We start from the raw sequence: 16,944 nt of genomic DNA, 5'->3' as shown, positions 1-16,944 counted from the left end.
CGTCCGATTCGCTTTGGTATAGGGGCCGCACTCCCAATCGTGAACCCTCCGGGACCGGCTGGTTCCAGGCAAGAAGAGGCATTTTCCAAATGGCGAAGATCAAGGTGGCCAAGCCCGTCGTCGAACTCGACGGCGACGAGATGACCCGCATCATCTGGCAGTTCATCAAGGACAAGCTGATCCACCCCTATCTCGATCTCGACCTGGAATATTACGACCTCGGCATCGAGCACCGCGACGCCACCAACGACCAGGTGACGATCGACGCCGCCAACGCCATCAACAAGCACGGCGTCGGCGTGAAGTGCGCCACCATCACGCCCGACGAGCAGCGCGTCGAAGAGTTCAAGCTCAAGAAGATGTGGAAGTCGCCCAACGGCACGATCCGCAACATCCTGGGCGGCACCATCTTCCGCGAGCCGATCATCATGAAGAACGTGCCGCGCCTGGTGCCGGGCTGGACCAAGCCGATCATCGTCGGCCGCCACGCCTTCGGCGACCAGTACAAAGCGACCGATTTCAAGTTCCCCGGCAAGGGCAAGCTCACGATCAAGTTCGTCGGCGACGACGGCCAGGTGATCGAGCACGACGTGTTCGACGCGCCGGGCGCCGGCGTGGCGATGGCTATGTACAATCTCGACGAGTCGATCCGCGAATTCGCCCGCGCCTCGCTCAACTACGGCCTGCTGCGCAACTATCCGGTCTATCTGTCGACCAAGAACACCATCCTCAAGGCCTATGACGGCCGCTTCAAGGACATCTTCCAGGACGTCTACGAGAAGGAATTCGAGGCCGAGTTCAAGGCACGCAAGCTCTGGTACGAACACCGCCTGATCGACGACATGGTGGCTTCGAGCCTGAAATGGTCGGGCGGTTATGTCTGGGCCTGCAAGAACTATGACGGCGACGTGCAGTCCGATACGGTCGCGCAGGGCTTCGGCTCGCTCGGCCTTATGACCTCGGTGCTGATGACACCGGACGGCAAGACGGTGGAAGCGGAAGCCGCCCACGGCACCGTGACCCGCCACTATCGCCAGCACCAGAAGGGCGAGGAAACCTCGACCAACTCGATCGCCTCGATCTTCGCCTGGACCCGTGGCCTGGCGCACCGTGCCAAGCTCGACGACAACGCCGAACTTAAGAAGTTCGCCGAGACGCTGGAGCGCGTCTGCATCCAGACCGTCGAAAGCGGCTACATGACCAAGGACCTGTCGCTGCTGATCGGTCCGGACCAGCCCTGGCTGTCGACCACCGGTTTCCTCGACAAGATTGACGAGAACCTGCAGAAGGCCGTGGGCTGATCTGCTCGCGGTTCTGAAACAAGAAAGGCCCCGGAACGATCCGGGGCCTTTCTTGTTGGCGGAGGAGGCGCGCGTTCATGCCAACGGCAAATGAATGTCGGTCAGAAGTTCGGCCGGCGGCACGTCGCGCGGGTTGTTGACGTATTCCTCGAACATCACCGTGTCGCGCAACTCACGGCCCGATTTGGGCAGCCACTCGGCATAGAGCCACTGGTAGGCCTTGTGCATCTCGGCATAAGGACCCTTGTGGCGCAGCACGGCATAGTCACCGCCGTCGACCGTCCGGCGTTCGAGCGGCGCCTCCGCAGGCGTTGTGGCATCGGCTGTGACGCAGGCATAGGAACGCAGCTTGTCGGCCGCGACGATGTCGGGATCGTCGAGATAGACACCGATCATGCGCATTTCGGGCCGGGCGCGGCCCCGGGCATAGAGCGTGCCGAACAGTTCCTCGAACGCCTTGCCGATCTGCATGTAGGAGCCGGTGTGAGCGACACCGACCAGATGCACCTCGGGGATCTTGCGAATTGCCACATCGAACATATGGGGAGCCTTTCCGTTTGATTGCGGGTCAAAGAGCGTGTGGCTTCCCTGTTTCCGGTAGCGCGCCGGCGGCATGCCGTAGGCGGCCTTGAAGATGCGGTTGAACGACTGGACATTGGGATAGCCAGACCGCTTTGCAATTTCACCGACAGGCAGATCGCTACCGACGATGTCGCCGGCGGCACGGTGCAGCCGCAGTCTCTTGACCGTGGCGGCAAGCGTTTCGCCGTAGATGGCGCGATAGATCCGATGCCAGTGATAGCTCGACAGGCAGGCGATCTCGGCAAGGCGCTCCATATCCAGCTCCTCGTCGAGGTGCGCGTAGATATGGTTCGATACCCTTTTCAGGCGGTCTTCATAGACCGCCCATGCCGTCTCACCGTTCACGCCTAGCCTCATGCAAATCGATCGGCTGGAAAAAACCATAGATGGATTTGACAAATCCTGCTGACTTGCGACGGCGCGGCTGCAACAAAAAAGGCCCGCCGAAGCGGGCCTTTTTCATATCTTCTTTCGGCGGGCGGTCAGGCAGCGGCCATTGCCGCCTTGACCGCGGCAATCGCATCGGCTGCCTTGGTGGCGTCGGGGCCGCCGGCCTGGGCCATGTCGGCACGGCCGCCGCCACCCTGGCCGCCAAGGGCCGCGGAGGCGACGCGCACCAGCTCGACCGCGCTGAAACGCTTGGTCAGGTCGTCGGTGACCGCGACAACGACGCTTGCCTTGCCGTCGTCGCCCGCACCGACGAACACCACCACGCCCGAACCGAGCGAGGCCTTGCCGGAATCGGCCAGCGGCTTGAGGTCCTTCGGCGATACGCCCGACACCACCTTGCCGAGGAAATTGACGCCGGCGACGGTCTCGCCTTCATCGGCGGCACCACCACCGTTGGAGCCGCCGAGGGCCAGCTTCTTGCGCGCCTCGGTAAGTTCGCGCTCCAGCTTCTTGCGTTCCTCGACAAGTGCTTCGACCCGCGCCAGCACGTCGGCGGGCGCAACCTTGAGCGATGCTGCAACAGCCTTCAGACGGCGATCCTGCTCGTCGAGATGGCGGCGGGCGGCTTCGCCGGTGAGTGCTTCGATGCGGCGGACGCCGGCAGCCACCGCGCTGTCGGAGACGATGCGCACGAGGCCTATGTCGCCGGTGGCGGACACATGCGTGCCGCCGCAGAGCTCGACCGAATAGGGCCGGTTGGCCTTGGCGCCGTGCAGGCCGGTGCCCATCGAGACCACACGAACCTCGTCGCCGTACTTCTCGCCGAACAGCGCCATCGCGCCCTCGGCGATGGCGTCGTCGACACTCATCAGGCGGGTCGTAACCGGGCTGTTCTGGACAACGATCTCGTTCGACATGCGCTCGACCTGTTCGAGCTCTTCCGCCGAAATCGGCTTGTTGTGCGAGATGTCGAAGCGCAGGCGCTCGGGCGCGACCAGCGATCCCTTCTGCGCCACATGGGTGCCAAGCACCTCGCGCAGGGCCTCGTGGATGAGGTGGGTTGCCGAGTGGTTCGAGCGCAGGCGCGTGCGGCGCGCATGGTCAACCTTCAGCTCGACGACAGCACCTGTCTTGAGCTTGCCGCTGGTCACCTTGCCGTAATGGACGAAGAGGCCGTCCGCCTTCTTCTGCGTGTCGGTCACCTCAATGACGAAACCTTCGCCCGACATCGTGCCGGTGTCGCCCATCTGGCCGCCAGATTCGCCATAGAAGGGCGTCTGGTTGACGATGATGGCGACGGTGTCCCCTGCCGCGGCATTTGCGACTTCGGCGCCGTCCTTGATGAGCGTCAGGACCACGCCTTCGGCCTGCTCTGTCTCGTAGCCGAGGAACTCGGTGGCGCCATTCCTGTCCTTGACGCCGAACCAGACCGTCTCGGTCGCAGCTTCGCCGGAACCGGCCCAATTGGCACGGGCCTCGGCCTTCTGGCGGGCCATGGCCGCGTTGAAAGCTTCGAGGTCGACCGAAATGTGGCGTTGGCGCAACGCGTCCTGGGTCAGGTCGAGCGGGAAGCCGTAGGTGTCGTAGAGCTTGAATGCGGTCTCGCCGTCGAGCATGTCACCGGAGCCGAGTGTCTCGGTGGCGTCAGCCAGCAAGCCGAGGCCGCGCGCCAGCGTCTTGCGGAAGCGGGTTTCCTCGAGCTTCAGAGTCTCGGTGATGAGCGCTTCGCCGCGTCCGAGCTCGGGATAGGCCTGGGCCATCTCGCGCACCAGCGCCGGCACCAGCTTCCACATCAGCGGTTCGTTGGCGCCGAGCAATTGCGCATGGCGCATGGCGCGGCGCATGATGCGGCGGAGCACATAGCCGCGTCCTTCGTTCGACGGCAGCACGCCGTCGGCCACGAGGAAGCAGGATGAGCGCAGGTGATCCGCGATCACGCGGTAGGAGCCGACATTGCTTGCATCCGGCCCACGACCGATCGCCGAAGACGCCGCGTCGATGAGATGGCGGAACAGATCGGTCTCAAATACGGTCTCGACGCCCTGCAGAATCGAGGCCATGCGCTCTAGGCCCATGCCGGTGTCGATGGATGGCCGCGGCAGGTCGATGCGCTCCTCCTTCGTCACCTGCTCGTATTGCATGAAGACGAGGTTCCAGAATTCGAGGAAACGGTCGCCATCCTCCTCGGGGCTGCCGGGAGGTCCGCCCCAGATGTGGTCGCCGCGATCGATGAATATCTCGGAGCACGGTCCGCAAGGACCGGTATCGCCCATGGCCCAGAAATTGTCCGACGTGGCGATGCGGATGATGCGGTCATCGGAGAAGCCGGCGATCTTCTTCCAGTAGCCGGCCGCCTCGTCGTCGGTGTGGTAGACGGTGACGAGCAGCTTGTCCTTGTTCAGCCCGTATTCCTTGGTGATCAGATTCCAGGCGAGCTCGATGGCGCGCTCCTTGAAATAGTCGCCAAACGAGAAATTGCCGAGCATTTCGAAGAAGGTGAGATGGCGGGCGGTGTAGCCGACATTGTCGAGATCGTTGTGCTTGCCGCCGGCGCGTACGCTCTTCTGGGCGGTCGCGGCACGCGAATAGGAACGCGTCTCGAGGCCCGTGAAGACGTTCTTGAACTGCACCATACCGGCATTGGTGAACATCAAGGTCGGGTCGTTGCGCGGCACGAGCGGACTTGAGGCCACCACCTCGTGCCCGTTCTTTTTGAAGTAGTCGAGAAATGTCGACCGGATCTCGTTCACGCCACTCATATTGCCGCCTTTGATCGCCGCCCTGGACAGATGCTTCCCACCCTTGCAGGCGGAAATTGGAACTGGCCTTTTAGCGGCCCACCTTAACACTGTCCAGAAACCCCGGACCGGCAAAAGCCCGCAATTCCGCCGCCCGGATGGTCAAAGCCGGCTGCACAAGCGCAAACCGCCGGCACGATGGCCAGCGGTCGCATGGATTGACTGTCCTTGGACCTTATCGATCCAGCCCTGGGCGCTGTTACATCGCCCCGGCTTCGTCCTCGCCGTCATCTTCTTCGCGTGAGCCGTTCTCGAGGAACTTCTCGGCGATCAGCCCGGCATTCTGCCTGAGCAGCTGTTCGATTTCGCGCGCCGCGTCGGGATTGTTGCGCAGGAATAGCTTGGCGTTCTCACGTCCCTGCCCCAGACGCTGCGAATTGTAGGAGAACCAGGCGCCCGATTTCTCGACAACACCCGCCTTGACGCCGAGATCGACGAGTTCGCCGGTCTTGGAAACGCCCTCGCCGTACATGATGTCGAACTCGACCTGCTTGAAGGGCGGCGCCAGCTTGTTCTTGACCACCTTGACGCGGGTCTGGTTGCCGACGACCTCGTCGCGGTCCTTGACCGAGCCGATGCGGCGGATGTCGAGGCGGACCGAGGCATAGAACTTGAGCGCGTTGCCGCCGGTCGTCGTTTCGGGCGAACCGTACATGACGCCGATCTTCATGCGGATCTGATTGATGAAGATGACCATGGTGTTGGAGCGCGAGATCGAAGCGGTCAGCTTGCGCAGCGCCTGGCTCATCAGGCGGGCCTGCAGGCCGGGCAAAGACTCGCCCATCTCGCCTTCGATTTCGGCGCGCGGCGTCAATGCCGCCACCGAGTCGACGACCAGCACGTCGATGGCGCCGGAGCGCACCAGCGTGTCGCAGATTTCCAGCGCCTGCTCGCCGGTGTCGGGCTGCGAGATCAGCAGGTTTTCCAGATCGACGCCAAGCTTGCGGGCATAGACCGGATCGAGCGCGTGCTCGGCATCGACAAAAGCGCAGATGCCGCCCTTTTTCTGGGCTTCAGCAACGGTGTGGAGAGCAAGCGTCGTCTTGCCCGAGCTTTCTGGACCATAGATTTCAACGATGCGTCCGCGCGGCAGGCCGCCGACACCGAGCGCGATGTCGAGACCGAGCGAGCCGGTGGAGACTGTAGCAATCTCGACAACCTGCTCATTGGCACCGAGACGCATGATCGAGCCCTTGCCGAAGGCGCGTTCGATCTGCGACAGCGCCGCGTCCAGAGCCTTGGATTTGTCCACCGAATTTTCCTCTACAAGCCGCAATGAATTCTGAGCCATGATACATCACCCCGTAGTCGTCAATGAAGGCCGGACTGTCCGATGCCGATATAAATTTGTACCGGTTTTGTTCACATTTGGCAAGAGCGGCCAACATATTGAAATAAAATGACATTTCTTGCCATGTTCTTTTTTTGTTTTCAAACTGTGTATAATCATATGCCGCATGGGCCAAATAGCCCGTTGCCCGGCAAAACCCGTCTTGGCGAATCGCGGGCGGTTGCCGCCTCTCGCATGGAACACTAAGTTCGCCGCGTTAAACGCCCACCGGACAGCCAAGCATGAAGTCACCCAGAATCCTCGCCATCGGCGGCGCCCATGTCGACCGTCGCGGGCGGATGTCCGCTCCCTTCGTGCCGGGGGCCTCGATCCCCGGGGCGATGAGCGAGGAGGTCGGCGGCGGAGCCTTCAACGCGCTGCGCGGTGCGGTCCGGCGGGGAGCGGCTGGTTCGTTGATGTCGGTGCGGGGCGGCGATGCCGCCGGCGAGGCGGTGGCAGCGGAAATCGGGGCCAATGGCATCTCGGACCTGTCGTCGGTCTTTCTCGACCGCGCGACGCCGAGCTACACGGCATTGCTCGACCGTAACGGCGATGTCGTAGCCGCGCTTGCCGACATGGGACTGTACGAACTGGCCTTCCCCAAGCAGATGCGGCGCGCCAAGGTGCTGGAGGCGATCGCCGCCACCGATGCCGTGCTCTGCGACGCCAACCTGCCAGAGGCGGCACTTTGGCGCCTGGCGGAAGCAGCCGGCGCGGTGCCGCTGTTTGCCATCGCCATATCGCCGGCAAAGGCGGTGCGGATGGTGCCAATCCTCGACAGGCTGTCGTGCCTGTTCATGAACCGGCGCGAGGCGGCGGTGCTTGCGGGAACCGATGCGGACGCCGACGCGACCGAGATCGTGGAAGGGCTGCGCGCCGCGGGCCTCGGGCGCGGCGTCGTCACTGCCGGCGGCAGCGCGGTCTTTGCCTATGACGCCGAAGGGCTTTCGATGATCGCCCCGCCGGCACCGCGCCAGGTCGTCGACGTCACCGGCGCCGGTGACGCGCTGGCGGGTACGACTACGGTCGCCTTGCTGCGCGGCGAAGGGCTGGCAAGCGCATTGAGACAAGGCATCGCCGCCGCCATACTGGCGATCGAGAGCCCATCTGCCGTACCGGAACTCGGCCAAGCAGCCTTCGACGAGGTGCTGGCCCTTGTGCCGCAAGCCCGGGAAATGGCATGACGCGGACCAAGGAGATCACCATGACGCCAGAAACCGCCCGCCCCTTCATCGATATCCACGCCCCCGTTGCAGCCGCGCTCGCCGCAGGCAAGGCGGTCGTGGCGCTCGAAAGCACCATCATCACCCATGGCATGCCCTATCCCGACAACAGCGCGATGGCGGCGAATGTAGAGAAGATCATCACCGACGAAGGTGCGGTGCCGGCAACCATCGCGGTGGTCAACGGCCGCATCAAGATCGGCCTGTCCGACGGCGAGCGCGAGTCGTTGGCGATGACCGGCGGCGCCATGAAGCTGTCGCGCGCCGACATGGCCTATGCGGTCGCCGAAGGCCGGACCGGTGGCACGACGGTGGCAGCGACGATGATTGCGGCGCATCTCGTCGGCATCAAGGTGTTCGCCACCGGCGGCATCGGCGGCGTGCACAAGGGCGCCGAAAAGAGCTTTGACATCTCCGCCGACCTCGACGAGTTGGCGCGCACGCCCGTCATCGTGGTCTCGGCCGGCGCCAAGGCCATCCTCGACATCGAAAAGACACTGGAAGTGCTGGAGACGCGCGGCGTGCCGGTTGTCGCCTATGGCTCCGACATCGTGCCGGCGTTCTGGTCGCGCAAGTCGCCCTATGCGGCGCCACTGAGGCTCGACGCGGCGGAAAAGATCGCCCGCCTATACCAGACGCGCGAAGCACTTGGCCTCGATGGTGGCCTGCTGGTCGCAAATCCCGTGCCCGAGAGCGACGAGATCCCGACCGAAAGGATGGCCGGCTATATCGAGGCCGCGCAAAAGGCGGCCGAGGCCCAGAACATCTCGGGCAAGGCGGTGACGCCGTTCCTGCTGGCCAAGATCCTGGAGCTGACCCACGGCGCCAGCCTCAAGACCAATATCGCGCTGGTGGAAAACAACGCGCGGCTTGCGGCCAAGATCGCGATTTCGCTGGGCCGCTGAAAGTCCGATGGCCAGTACCACGCCTCTATCTAATTAGTATTAGCTAATATAAAAACCGCGACAGCCGTCGTAGAATTGGTCGACCCGCAGAGGCGGGTCGACTGATGGGGGGCGCGATGCCTTTCGGTCCCCACGCTTGCAGGCAGCGGAATCCGCCGCGATGGCGGAGCCAGAGATGCGCTTTGCTGGTAATCGCCACTGTCGCCGGCACACCGCAGTCGGGCGCGCATCAAACAGCCTCGGGCTGGACCTACCCACCGGCCTGCTGCCAGGGCGATGCCGTCGACGGCGACTGCCAGAGCATACCGGGAAGCGCCGTTCTGGAACGCGGCGGCGGCTGGACGGTCGTCCTCGATCCCGGCGATCATCGCAAGGTTACGCACCGAAACCGCTATTTCGTGCCCTACGGCTCGGAAATTCCGTCTCGGGACGGCCAATTCCACATCTGCCTGCATCCGACGGAAGAGCATGAGAACTGCTTCTTCGTGCCGCCCGATGCGATGTAGCACTACTTCCTGGTACGGAGTGCTGCCTCATAGGCCTTGCGCGTCCAGGCGGCCAGTTCGTCGGGATCGTCGATCGCACTGTCGGGAATGGTCCAGTAAGGCATGTTCACCGGTCTGCCGCCGGCATCGGTCCAGCGCTTCGCGCCGGCAGCCTCGAAACCCGGCGCACTCACCGCATCGGCCTTGAGCATCATCTCGCCGCGCACCTCGACGCCGACGATCAGGCCGTCGCAATATATGCCCTTGCCGCCAAACATTTTCCGGATCGTGATTTCGCCAAGGCCGGAGAAGGTCTCGCGGATGGCTTCGTCGCTCATTGGTGAGCTCGTCTGTCAGACCTGCGCGCGCGCTTCGGCGAGCGCCTTGAGGTCGGCGGGCTTGAGTTCGACGGATTCGCCGCAGCCGCAGGCCGAACTCTGGTTCGGATTGGAGAAGGTGAAGCCGGTGCGCAGCGTGGTGATCTCGAAATCCATCTCGGTGCCGAACAGGAAGAGTGCCGCCTCAGGCGCGACATAGACATGGGCGCCATCGCGCTCGATGTGGTCGTCCTTGGGGTTCGGCTCGGTCACCAGGTCGACCGTGTATTCCATGCCGGCGCAGCCGCCCTTCTTGATGCCAAGACGAATGCCCTGCGCGTTTTCGCGCGTGGCCATGATCTCGCGCACGCGGTCGGCGGCCCGGTCGGTCATTGAGATGACGGCGAAGCGTCCCATTCCAGTCTCCATTCGTCGCCGGGTTCAAGGCCCGGGGAATGACTCATTCCAGAGCTAAGATGGTGAAGATTGCATGTCCATGCAAGCACCACCGTCGCTTGGCTCAATACCACCCCACCGCGACCTGGGCCTCTTCCGACATACGGTCGGGGGTCCATGGTGGATCGAAGGTCATGTTGACCTCGACGCCCGAGACACCTTCGACGGCGCCGACGGCGTTCTGCACCCACCCGGGCATTTCGCCGGCGACCGGGCAGCCGGGCGCGGTCAGCGTCATGTCGATCTTGACGGTGCGGTCGTCCTCGATGTCGATCTTGTAGATCAGGCCGAGCTCGTAGATGTCGGCGGGGATTTCCGGGTCGTAGACCGTCTTCAGCGCCGAAACGATGTCGTCGGTCAGCCGCGCCAGCTCGGCGGCTGGGATGGCCGAGGCCGAAACGATTCCCTTGCCCGCCGTTTCCGGCGCGGTGTCGTCAATTGTGGCGGCGATAACGTCTTCCATGGTGCTCACCCGAAGAATTTACGCGCTTTTTCAAGCGCTTCGGCCAGGACGTCAATCTCGGCCTTCGTATTGTACATGGCGAAGGATGCCCTGCATGTGGAGGTTACGCCGAAGCGTTTCAACAGCGGCTGGGCGCAGTGCGTGCCGGCACGCACGGCGACGCCCTGGCGGTCGATGACCATCGACACGTCGTGAGCGTGGATGCCCTGCAGCTCGAAGGAGACGATGGCGCCCTTGCCGGGCGCATCGCCGAAGATGCGCAGCGAGTTGATGGCGCGCAGCCGCTCATGGGCGTAGTCGCGCAGCATCGCTTCATGCGCGGCGATGCGCTCGCGGCCGATACTGTCCATGTAGTCGAGCGCAGCACCCAGGCCGATAGCCTGGACGATCGGCGGCGTGCCGGCCTCGAAGCGGTGCGGCGGCTCGTTGTAGGTGACGACGTCCTCTGTGACCTCGACGATCATTTCGCCGCCGCCGTGGAAGGGACGCATGCGCTCAAGCAGCTCGCGCTTGCCGTAGAGCACACCTATGCCTGAGGGACCGTAGAGCTTGTGGCCGGTCATGACGAAGAAGTCGCAGTCGAGATCCTGGACGTCGACCGGCATGTGGACCGCGCTCTGGCTGCCGTCGACCAGCACGGGGATGCCGCGCGCGCGCGCAATGCGGCAGATCTCCTTGATCGGCGTCACGGTGCCGAGCGCATTCGACATGTGCGTGACGGCGATCAGCCTGGTGCGGTCGGTCAGGCGCTTTTCGAATTCCTCGATGTGGAAGGCGCCGAGATCGTCGACCGGCACCCAGACCAGCTTGGCGCCCTGGCGTTCGCGGATGAAATGCCACGGCACGATGTTGGAGTGGTGCTCCATGATCGACAGCACGATCTCGTCGCCTTCGCCGATATTGGGCATGCCGTAGCCATAGGCGACGGTGTTGATCGCCGAGGTGGCATTGGAGGTGAAGACGATCTGGTCGACGTTCGGCGCGTTGAGGAAGCGGCGAACGCTCTCGCGCGCCTTTTCGTAGGCGTCGGTCGCGGCATTGGACAGGAAATGCAGGCCGCGGTGGACGTTGGCGTATTCGTTGGAATAGGCGTTGGCGATGGTGTCGATCACCACCTGCGGCTTCTGGGCCGAGGCGCCGTTGTCGAGATAGACGAGCGGCTTGCCGTAGACCTCGCGCGACAGGATCGGGAAATCGCGGCGGATCGCCTCGACGTCGTAGGTGCTGTCTTCGACTTTCTTGTCCATCGCGTCTTCTCTTTCCAACGCCCCCTCACCCAGCCTCTGCTTCGCTTGGCCGACCTCTCCCCGAGGGGAGAGGAGATTGGAGACGCTTGCGCCAGTTAAAGGCGGTACTTCCGAGGTCTTGGCTCCCTCTTCTCCCCGGCGGGGAGAAGGTGGCCGCGTAAGCGGCCGGATGAGGGGGCTAATTGCCACTACTTACCCATGCGTCGCAAACCAGTTGCTCAGCAGCTCTTCCAGCGGCTCGACGACCGTTTCGTCTTCGAGTTCCTCGATGACTTCGGCCAGGAACGCCCGGACCAGAAGACCGCGGGCGGTCTTTTCGTCGACACCGCGCGCCATCAGATAGAACAGGTGGTTGCGGTCGATCTCGGTGACGGTCGCGCCGTGGCCGCAGGCGACGTCGTCGGCGAAGATTTCGAGCTCGGGCTTGGTCGAGAACTCGCCGTCGTCGGAGAGCAGCAGCGTGTTGCAGGCCATGCGCGCGTCGGTCTTCTGGGCGATCTGGTGGACGTTGATGCGACCCTGAAACACGCCCTTGGCCCGGCCGGTGACGACGTTGCGCACCACCTCGGTCGAACTTGTGTGCGGCACCGTGTGGTCGAGCACCATGGTCACGTCGACATGGCTTTCGCCGGAAAGCAGGTTGACGCCGCGCAACTTGAAATCGGCGCCCTCGCCGGCCGCCTTGACGATGACTTCCTGGCGAACCAGCTTGCCGCCGGCGTTCATGACGAACAGGGTAAGCTTGGCATTCTTGCCGAGCTCGGCCTTGAACTGGGCGAGATGAGTCGCCGTCTCCGGCTGGTCCTGGACGATCAGCCACAGCACCTCGGCGTCGTCGCCCAGCAGCAACTGGCTGACCGAACTGACCAACCCTGCGCCCTCACCGGTCTGGCGCTCGACGATGGTCGCCTTAGCGCCCGCGCCGACACGCACCGGCAGGCGCACATGGCTCTGGCCGCCGGCCTGGACGTTCTGCAGCTCGATCGGCTTCTCCAGCTGAGTGCCCGCTTCAATGTCGACGAAATAGCCGTCGGCAACGAAGGCAGTGTTGAGTGCGCCGACAGCGTCGTCGCTGCCATAGGTCACCAGCGCCGGCGCGTAGCTGCCGTCGACGAGCTTGTCGCCGAGCCGCTGGAACGTGACACCATCAACGGAAGGCGTAGCCGCCGACACGCCGTTGACGATCGAAAGCAGGGTCGAACCTTCGAGCAGGGCCGCAATCGGCTTGGCTTCCGCGCTGGCGTCGAAGGCCGGCACGGAGGCCAGAAGACGACGCAGGTCGGTGTAGTGCCAGGATTCGACGCGACGGGTCGGCAGGCCGGCCTTGATCTGCTCAATCGCATCGTCGCGCTTGACCATGACCGCGCCGTCGCCGGGCAGGAGCGAGAGCCGCTCGCCGAAGGCGTCGACGATCGCCGCCTCCGCCGGGGTACGCTGTATTTCAGCACGCATGTTCATCGTCGACACCTCAAGCCGCCTCTTCGATGATCCCGGCGTAGCCGTTCTCTTCGAGCTCGAGCGCCAGCGACTTGTCGCCCGACTTGATGACCTGGCCCTTGTAGAGCACGTGGACGGTATCCGGCACGATGTGGTCGAGCAGGCGCTGGTAGTGGGTGATGACGATGATGGCGCGGTCGGGCGAACGCAGGGCATTCACGCCATCCGAAACGATCTTGAGCGCGTCGATGTCGAGGCCGGAATCGGTCTCGTCGAGGACGCAGAGCTTCGGCTCGAGCAACTTCATCTGCAGGATCTCGGCGCGCTTCTTCTCGCCGCCGGAAAAGCCTACATTGACCGGACGCTTGAGCATGTTGAAGTCCATCTCCAGCGTGCCCGCTGCTTCCTTCACGCGCTTGATGAAATCCGGCACCTTGAGCGGCTCCTCGCCGCGCGCCTTGCGCTGCGAGTTCATTGCAACCTTGAGGAACTCCATGGTGGCGACGCCGGGTATCTCCATCGGATACTGGAACGCCAGGAACAGGCCCTTGGCGGCGCGCTCGGCAGGGTCCATCTCCAGGATCGACTCACCGTTGTAGAGGATGTCGCCCTCGGTCACCTCGTAGTCGTCGCGACCGGCGAGGATGTAGGACAGCGTCGACTTGCCCGAGCCGTTGGGGCCCATGATGGCGGCGACTTCGCCAGCCTTCACGGTCAGGTTCAGGCCGCGGATGATCTCGGTGCCGCTCTCGGCGATGCGGGCATGCAGGTTCTTGATCTCAAGCATTCTCTTCAGCTTTCTTCACATCTGGCGCCGAGGCGGGCGGCGCAATTGCTGTCAATGACGTTGCCGACGCGGCGCGGGATTTTCAGATCCCGAACACACGGCGCAGCAGCGGCAAAAGGCTTGCGGCAACGATGCCGGTGATGGTTCCCACGACAAGCCGTGCGGCACGCGACTGAAACGACGGCGCCGCCGCCGCAAGTCCGCCGCAGACGACGGCGTAGAAGGCCATCGTGACCGGATCCATCAGCCGACGCTCCCCTCAAGGCTGATGCCGATGAGCTTCTGCGCCTCGACGGCGAATTCCATCGGCAGTTCCTGGATGACTTCCTTGACGAAGCCGTTGACGATCAGCGCGATCGCTTCCTCTTCGGGAATGCCGCGCTGCATGACGTAGAACTTCTGGTCGTCGGAAATCTTCGACGTCGTCGCCTCGTGCTCGAACTGGGCCGTTGCGTTCTTGGCCTCGATGTAGGGCACGGTATGCGCCCCGCACTGGTTGCCGATCAGCAGGCTATCGCATTGGGTGAAGTTACGCGCGTTGGTGGCCTTGCGATGGGCCGAGACCTGGCCGCGATAGGTGTTCTGCGAGAAACCGGCGGCGATGCCCTTGGAGATGATGCGGCTCGACGTGTTCTTGCCGAGATGAATCATCTTGGTGCCGCTGTCGATCTGCTGGTAGCCGTTGGAAACGGCGATCGAATAGAACTCGCCGCGAGAATCGTCGCCGCGCAGGATGCAGGACGGGTACTTCCAAGTGATCGCCGAACCGGTTTCGACCTGGGTCCACGAGATCTTCGAACGGTCGCCACGGCAGTCGCCGCGCTTGGTGACGAAGTTGTAGATGCCGCCCTTGCCCTGTGCGTCGCCCGGGTACCAGTTTTGCACGGTCGAGTACTTGATCTCGGCATCGTCGAGCGCGACGAGTTCGACAACGGCAGCGTGAAGCTGGTTCTCGTCGCGCTGGGGTGCAGTGCAGCCCTCGAGGTAGGAGACGTAGGCCCCCTCCTCGGCGATGATCAGCGTGCGCTCGAACTGGCCGGTGTTCTTCTCGTTGATACGGAAGTAGGTCGACAGCTCCATAGGGCAACGGACGCCCTTGGGCACGAAGACGAACGATCCGTCGGTGAAGACGGCCGAATTCAGCGTCGCGTAGTAGTTGTCGGTCGTCGGCACCACGGTGCCGAGATACTTCTTCACCAACTCGGGGTGCTCGCGGATGGCTTCCGAGATCGAGCAGAAGATGACGCCGGCCTTGGCCAGTTCTTCCTTGAAGGTGGTGACCACCGAAACCGAATCGAACACGGCGTCGACGGCGACGCGGCCCGACTTGTAGACATTGTCGCCAACCTCTTCGAGGTCCGGATCGACGGTCTTTTCGACGCCAGCGAGGATTTCCTGCTCGCGGAGCGGAATGCCGAGCTTTTCATAGACCTTCAGGATCTCGGGATCGACTTCGTCGAGCGAGGTCGGTCCGGGCGTGCTCTTGGGAGCGGCGTAGTAGTAGATGTCCTGGAAGTCGATCTTGGGGTAGTCGACGCGCGCCCAGTTCGGCTCGTCAAGCGTCAGCCAGCGGCGATAGGCGCCGAGGCGCCATTCGAGCATCCATTCCGGTTCGCCCTTCTTGGCCGAGATGAAGCGGACAATGTCTTCGCTCAAGCCCTTGGGGGCCTTGTCCATCTCGATGAACGATTCAAAGCCGTACTTGTATTGGTCCACGTCGATCTTGCGGACCTGCTCGATCGTTTCCTGCACAGCAGGCATAAGCGTTCTCCATCCACGCCGGGGTCAAGGCCCGACAGTTTTCAAACTATGGCACCGCTGGAGCGGCGTAAGTTCCATATAGTGCATTCTCTCCGGGAATTCACCCGGAAGGCCGCCTTGCGACGCCCCTGATACACCCGTTCACTGGCCCTTGGGCCAAATCTGCCGCCTAGGCGGCCTTCGTACGGTCCGTGCGGCGCGCCAGGAGCGCGGCAAGGGCCGTTTCGAATTTCTCCACGTCGGCCTCCGTCGTATCCCGGCCGATCGAGACACGCAGGGCACCGAGGTTGTCGGCGAAACCCATGGCCTTCAGCACATGGCTGGGACCGACTTTGCCCGACGAACAGGCGGAACCGGCCGAGAGGGCGACGCCCGCGAGATCGAAGGCGATCTGTGCCGTCTCTGCCTTGACGCCCGGAATAGCGAAGAATGTCGTATTGGCAAGCCGTTCGACGGCCTTTCCGAAGATTTCGGCATCGGGGGCAAGCCTGATGACCGTTGCCTCGATGCGGTCGCGGAGAGCCCGTACCCGCTCCATCTCGGCGAGGCCCGCCAGGGCGTCGCGCGCGGCGGCGCCAAATCCAGCAATCGCCTGCAGGTTCTCGGTGCCGCCGCGATGGCCCTTTTCCTGGCCGCCGCCCGATACAAGCGGCACAGGCATCATCAGGTCGGCAATGGCGACGATGGCGCCGGCGCCCTTGGGGCCGCCGATCTTGTGCGACGAAAGAATCAGGTAATCGGCGCAACCCGCTGATATGTCGAGAGGAATGCGCCCGGCAGCCTGGACCGCGTCGAGCACGAGCACGCCGCCCGCCGCCTTGACCAGTTCGGCTATGGCTGAGAAGGGCTGAACGACGCCGGTCTCGTTGTTTGCGCCGTGAAGCGCTACAAGCGGCAGGCCTTCAGACTTGTCGTGCGCGCCGAGTGCGGCTTGCAAGGCCATGAGATCGATGATGCCGTTGCTGTCGACGCCGAGCCGGGTGATCCGCTCGGCAGGAAAGCGCCCGCCGTTCAGCACGCAAGGGTGGTCGGCCTCGGTGACATAGAGCCGAGACATGCGGACCGCTGCGCGGCCAATGCGCCAGTCCGGCGAAAGCAGCGTCGTTGCAGCCTCGGTAGCACTTGAAGTGAAAACGATGTGCTCGGCCTTTGCACCGACGAGGGCGGCGACATCGCGCCTGGCATCCTCGACGATCTTGCGGGCAGCCCTGCCCTCGCTATGCACGGACGACGGATTGGCAGCGACATCCAGCGCGGCAACCACGGCCGCACGCGCTGCGGGCAGCAGCGGCGCACTGGCGTTGTGGTCGAGATAGGCGCGCGGTCCGGCCATTTCCGTTCAATCTGCCCTGTCAAATCACGTTTGGGTGTGGGGACGCGCAATTTCCTTGAAATTCCAAGGCGAGCCGTCCTATCTACCCGCTTTGCCAAACAGGTGGTCTCGCCACCCAGTTTTGAACAG

Annotated in this window: 16 protein-coding genes; 4 read left to right on the top strand and 12 right to left on the bottom strand. The window is 63.5% G+C overall.

Annotation, left to right across the window (positions count from 1 at the left end; genetic code table 11):
* The first annotated feature begins 89 nt into the window (after positions 1 to 89).
* Complete coding sequence (locus WHT83_RS14320) at positions 90 to 1,301, top strand: NADP-dependent isocitrate dehydrogenase (protein WP_108608411.1); 1,212 nt, start codon at positions 90 to 92, stop codon at positions 1,299 to 1,301.
* 75 nt (positions 1,302 to 1,376) lie between these two features.
* On the opposite strand, the gene WHT83_RS14315 is transcribed toward WHT83_RS14320, so the two are convergent.
* From WHT83_RS14315 to recA, 3 genes are all read right to left on the bottom strand, one after another.
* Positions 1,377 to 2,228 carry a GyrI-like domain-containing protein gene (locus tag WHT83_RS14315; protein ID WP_406871534.1) on the bottom strand — a complete coding sequence of 284 codons (852 nt, stop codon included), beginning with the start codon at positions 2,226 to 2,228 and terminating at the stop codon, positions 1,377 to 1,379.
* 137 nt (positions 2,229 to 2,365) lie between these two features.
* Positions 2,366 to 5,032 (bottom strand): alanine--tRNA ligase, encoded by a 2,667-nt coding sequence (gene alaS, locus WHT83_RS14310; protein WP_406871533.1) that lies wholly within the window; start codon positions 5,030 to 5,032, stop codon positions 2,366 to 2,368.
* A gap of 238 nt (positions 5,033 to 5,270) precedes the next feature.
* Positions 5,271 to 6,362 (bottom strand): recombinase RecA, encoded by a 1,092-nt coding sequence (gene recA, locus WHT83_RS14305; protein ID WP_108608414.1) that lies wholly within the window; start codon positions 6,360 to 6,362, stop codon positions 5,271 to 5,273.
* Between the two features lie 281 nt (positions 6,363 to 6,643).
* Here recA and WHT83_RS14300 point away from each other — a divergent pair, with 281 nt between their 5' ends.
* The 3 genes from WHT83_RS14300 (at position 6,644) to WHT83_RS14290 (ending at position 9,035) form a co-directional block, all read left to right on the top strand.
* Positions 6,644 to 7,585: a carbohydrate kinase family protein gene (locus WHT83_RS14300; protein WP_406871532.1), complete on the top strand. Its 942-nt coding sequence runs from the start codon at positions 6,644 to 6,646 to the stop codon at positions 7,583 to 7,585.
* A 20-nt stretch (positions 7,586 to 7,605) separates the two neighbouring features.
* A complete protein-coding gene (locus WHT83_RS14295; protein ID WP_406873982.1) occupies positions 7,606 to 8,529 on the top strand; it encodes a pseudouridine-5'-phosphate glycosidase in 924 nt (307 codons plus the stop codon).
* Between the two features lie 182 nt (positions 8,530 to 8,711).
* Complete coding sequence (locus WHT83_RS14290) at positions 8,712 to 9,035, top strand: hypothetical protein (RefSeq protein ID WP_406871531.1); 324 nt, start codon at positions 8,712 to 8,714, stop codon at positions 9,033 to 9,035.
* Between the two features lie 2 nt (positions 9,036 to 9,037).
* Here the strand turns inward: WHT83_RS14290 and WHT83_RS14285 are convergent, their stop codons facing one another.
* The 9 genes from WHT83_RS14285 to WHT83_RS14245 form a co-directional block, all read right to left on the bottom strand.
* Entirely contained in the window at positions 9,038 to 9,352 is a 315-nt protein-coding gene (locus WHT83_RS14285) for a TfoX/Sxy family protein (RefSeq protein ID WP_406871530.1), read from the bottom strand.
* Between the two features lie 15 nt (positions 9,353 to 9,367).
* Entirely contained in the window at positions 9,368 to 9,748 is a 381-nt protein-coding gene (gene sufA, locus WHT83_RS14280; RefSeq protein WP_108608418.1) for a Fe-S cluster assembly scaffold SufA, read from the bottom strand.
* A gap of 103 nt (positions 9,749 to 9,851) precedes the next feature.
* The gene (locus WHT83_RS14275) at positions 9,852 to 10,250 is read right to left on the bottom strand and encodes an SUF system Fe-S cluster assembly protein (protein ID WP_406871529.1); all 399 of its coding nucleotides are present in this window, start codon (positions 10,248 to 10,250) and stop codon (positions 9,852 to 9,854) included.
* Between the two features lie 5 nt (positions 10,251 to 10,255).
* Positions 10,256 to 11,497, bottom strand: a complete 1,242-nt coding sequence (locus WHT83_RS14270) for a cysteine desulfurase (protein WP_406871528.1) — start codon at positions 11,495 to 11,497, stop codon at positions 10,256 to 10,258.
* Between the two features lie 192 nt (positions 11,498 to 11,689).
* On the bottom strand, positions 11,690 to 12,955 hold the full coding sequence (gene sufD / locus WHT83_RS14265) for a Fe-S cluster assembly protein SufD (RefSeq protein WP_406871527.1): 1,266 nt from the start codon (positions 12,953 to 12,955) through the stop codon (positions 11,690 to 11,692).
* 10 nt (positions 12,956 to 12,965) lie between these two features.
* Complete coding sequence (sufC, locus tag WHT83_RS14260) at positions 12,966 to 13,721, bottom strand: Fe-S cluster assembly ATPase SufC (RefSeq protein WP_108608421.1); 756 nt, start codon at positions 13,719 to 13,721, stop codon at positions 12,966 to 12,968.
* 82 nt (positions 13,722 to 13,803) lie between these two features.
* Entirely contained in the window at positions 13,804 to 13,965 is a 162-nt protein-coding gene (locus WHT83_RS14255) for a hypothetical protein (RefSeq protein WP_159091663.1), read from the bottom strand.
* Positions 13,965 to 15,482, bottom strand: coding sequence for a Fe-S cluster assembly protein SufB (gene sufB / locus WHT83_RS14250; RefSeq protein WP_108608422.1), 1,518 nt, complete (start codon positions 15,480 to 15,482; stop codon positions 13,965 to 13,967). The genes WHT83_RS14255 and sufB overlap by 1 nt, the downstream gene beginning before the upstream one ends.
* Before the next feature lie 169 nt (positions 15,483 to 15,651).
* Positions 15,652 to 16,815 carry a cysteine desulfurase family protein gene (locus tag WHT83_RS14245; RefSeq protein WP_406871526.1) on the bottom strand — a complete coding sequence of 388 codons (1,164 nt, stop codon included), beginning with the start codon at positions 16,813 to 16,815 and terminating at the stop codon, positions 15,652 to 15,654.
* Positions 16,816 to 16,944 lie beyond the last annotated feature (129 nt).

The sequence above is a fragment of the Aminobacter sp. P9b genome, assembly GCF_045345995.1.
GTDB lineage: Bacteria > Pseudomonadota > Alphaproteobacteria > Rhizobiales > Rhizobiaceae > Aminobacter > Aminobacter niigataensis.
The sequence above is the reverse complement of the archived record's forward strand: the minus strand, read 5'-3'. Positions and strand labels throughout refer to the sequence as shown.

What these genes read in the sequence shown, in the direction of transcription:
- WHT83_RS14320 (WP_108608411.1), top strand. Translation starts at nt 90, where the DNA reads ATGGCGAAGATCAAGGTGGCCAAGCCCGTCGTCGAACTCGACGGCGAC.
- alaS (WP_406871533.1), bottom strand. Translation starts at nt 5,032, where the DNA reads ATGAGTGGCGTGAACGAGATCCGGTCGACATTTCTCGACTACTTCAAA.
- recA (WP_108608414.1), bottom strand. Translation starts at nt 6,362, where the DNA reads ATGGCTCAGAATTCATTGCGGCTTGTAGAGGAAAATTCGGTGGACAAA.
- WHT83_RS14300 (WP_406871532.1), top strand. Translation starts at nt 6,644, where the DNA reads ATGAAGTCACCCAGAATCCTCGCCATCGGCGGCGCCCATGTCGACCGT.
- WHT83_RS14295 (WP_406873982.1), top strand. Translation starts at nt 7,606, where the DNA reads ATGACGCCAGAAACCGCCCGCCCCTTCATCGATATCCACGCCCCCGTT.
- WHT83_RS14285 (WP_406871530.1), bottom strand. Translation starts at nt 9,352, where the DNA reads ATGAGCGACGAAGCCATCCGCGAGACCTTCTCCGGCCTTGGCGAAATC.
- sufA (WP_108608418.1), bottom strand. Translation starts at nt 9,748, where the DNA reads ATGGGACGCTTCGCCGTCATCTCAATGACCGACCGGGCCGCCGACCGC.
- WHT83_RS14275 (WP_406871529.1), bottom strand. Translation starts at nt 10,250, where the DNA reads ATGGAAGACGTTATCGCCGCCACAATTGACGACACCGCGCCGGAAACG.
- WHT83_RS14270 (WP_406871528.1), bottom strand. Translation starts at nt 11,497, where the DNA reads ATGGACAAGAAAGTCGAAGACAGCACCTACGACGTCGAGGCGATCCGC.
- sufD (WP_406871527.1), bottom strand. Translation starts at nt 12,955, where the DNA reads ATGAACATGCGTGCTGAAATACAGCGTACCCCGGCGGAGGCGGCGATC.
- sufC (WP_108608421.1), bottom strand. Translation starts at nt 13,721, where the DNA reads ATGCTTGAGATCAAGAACCTGCATGCCCGCATCGCCGAGAGCGGCACC.
- WHT83_RS14255 (WP_159091663.1), bottom strand. Translation starts at nt 13,965, where the DNA reads ATGGATCCGGTCACGATGGCCTTCTACGCCGTCGTCTGCGGCGGACTT.
- sufB (WP_108608422.1), bottom strand. Translation starts at nt 15,482, where the DNA reads ATGCCTGCTGTGCAGGAAACGATCGAGCAGGTCCGCAAGATCGACGTG.
- WHT83_RS14245 (WP_406871526.1), bottom strand. Translation starts at nt 16,815, where the DNA reads ATGGCCGGACCGCGCGCCTATCTCGACCACAACGCCAGTGCGCCGCTG.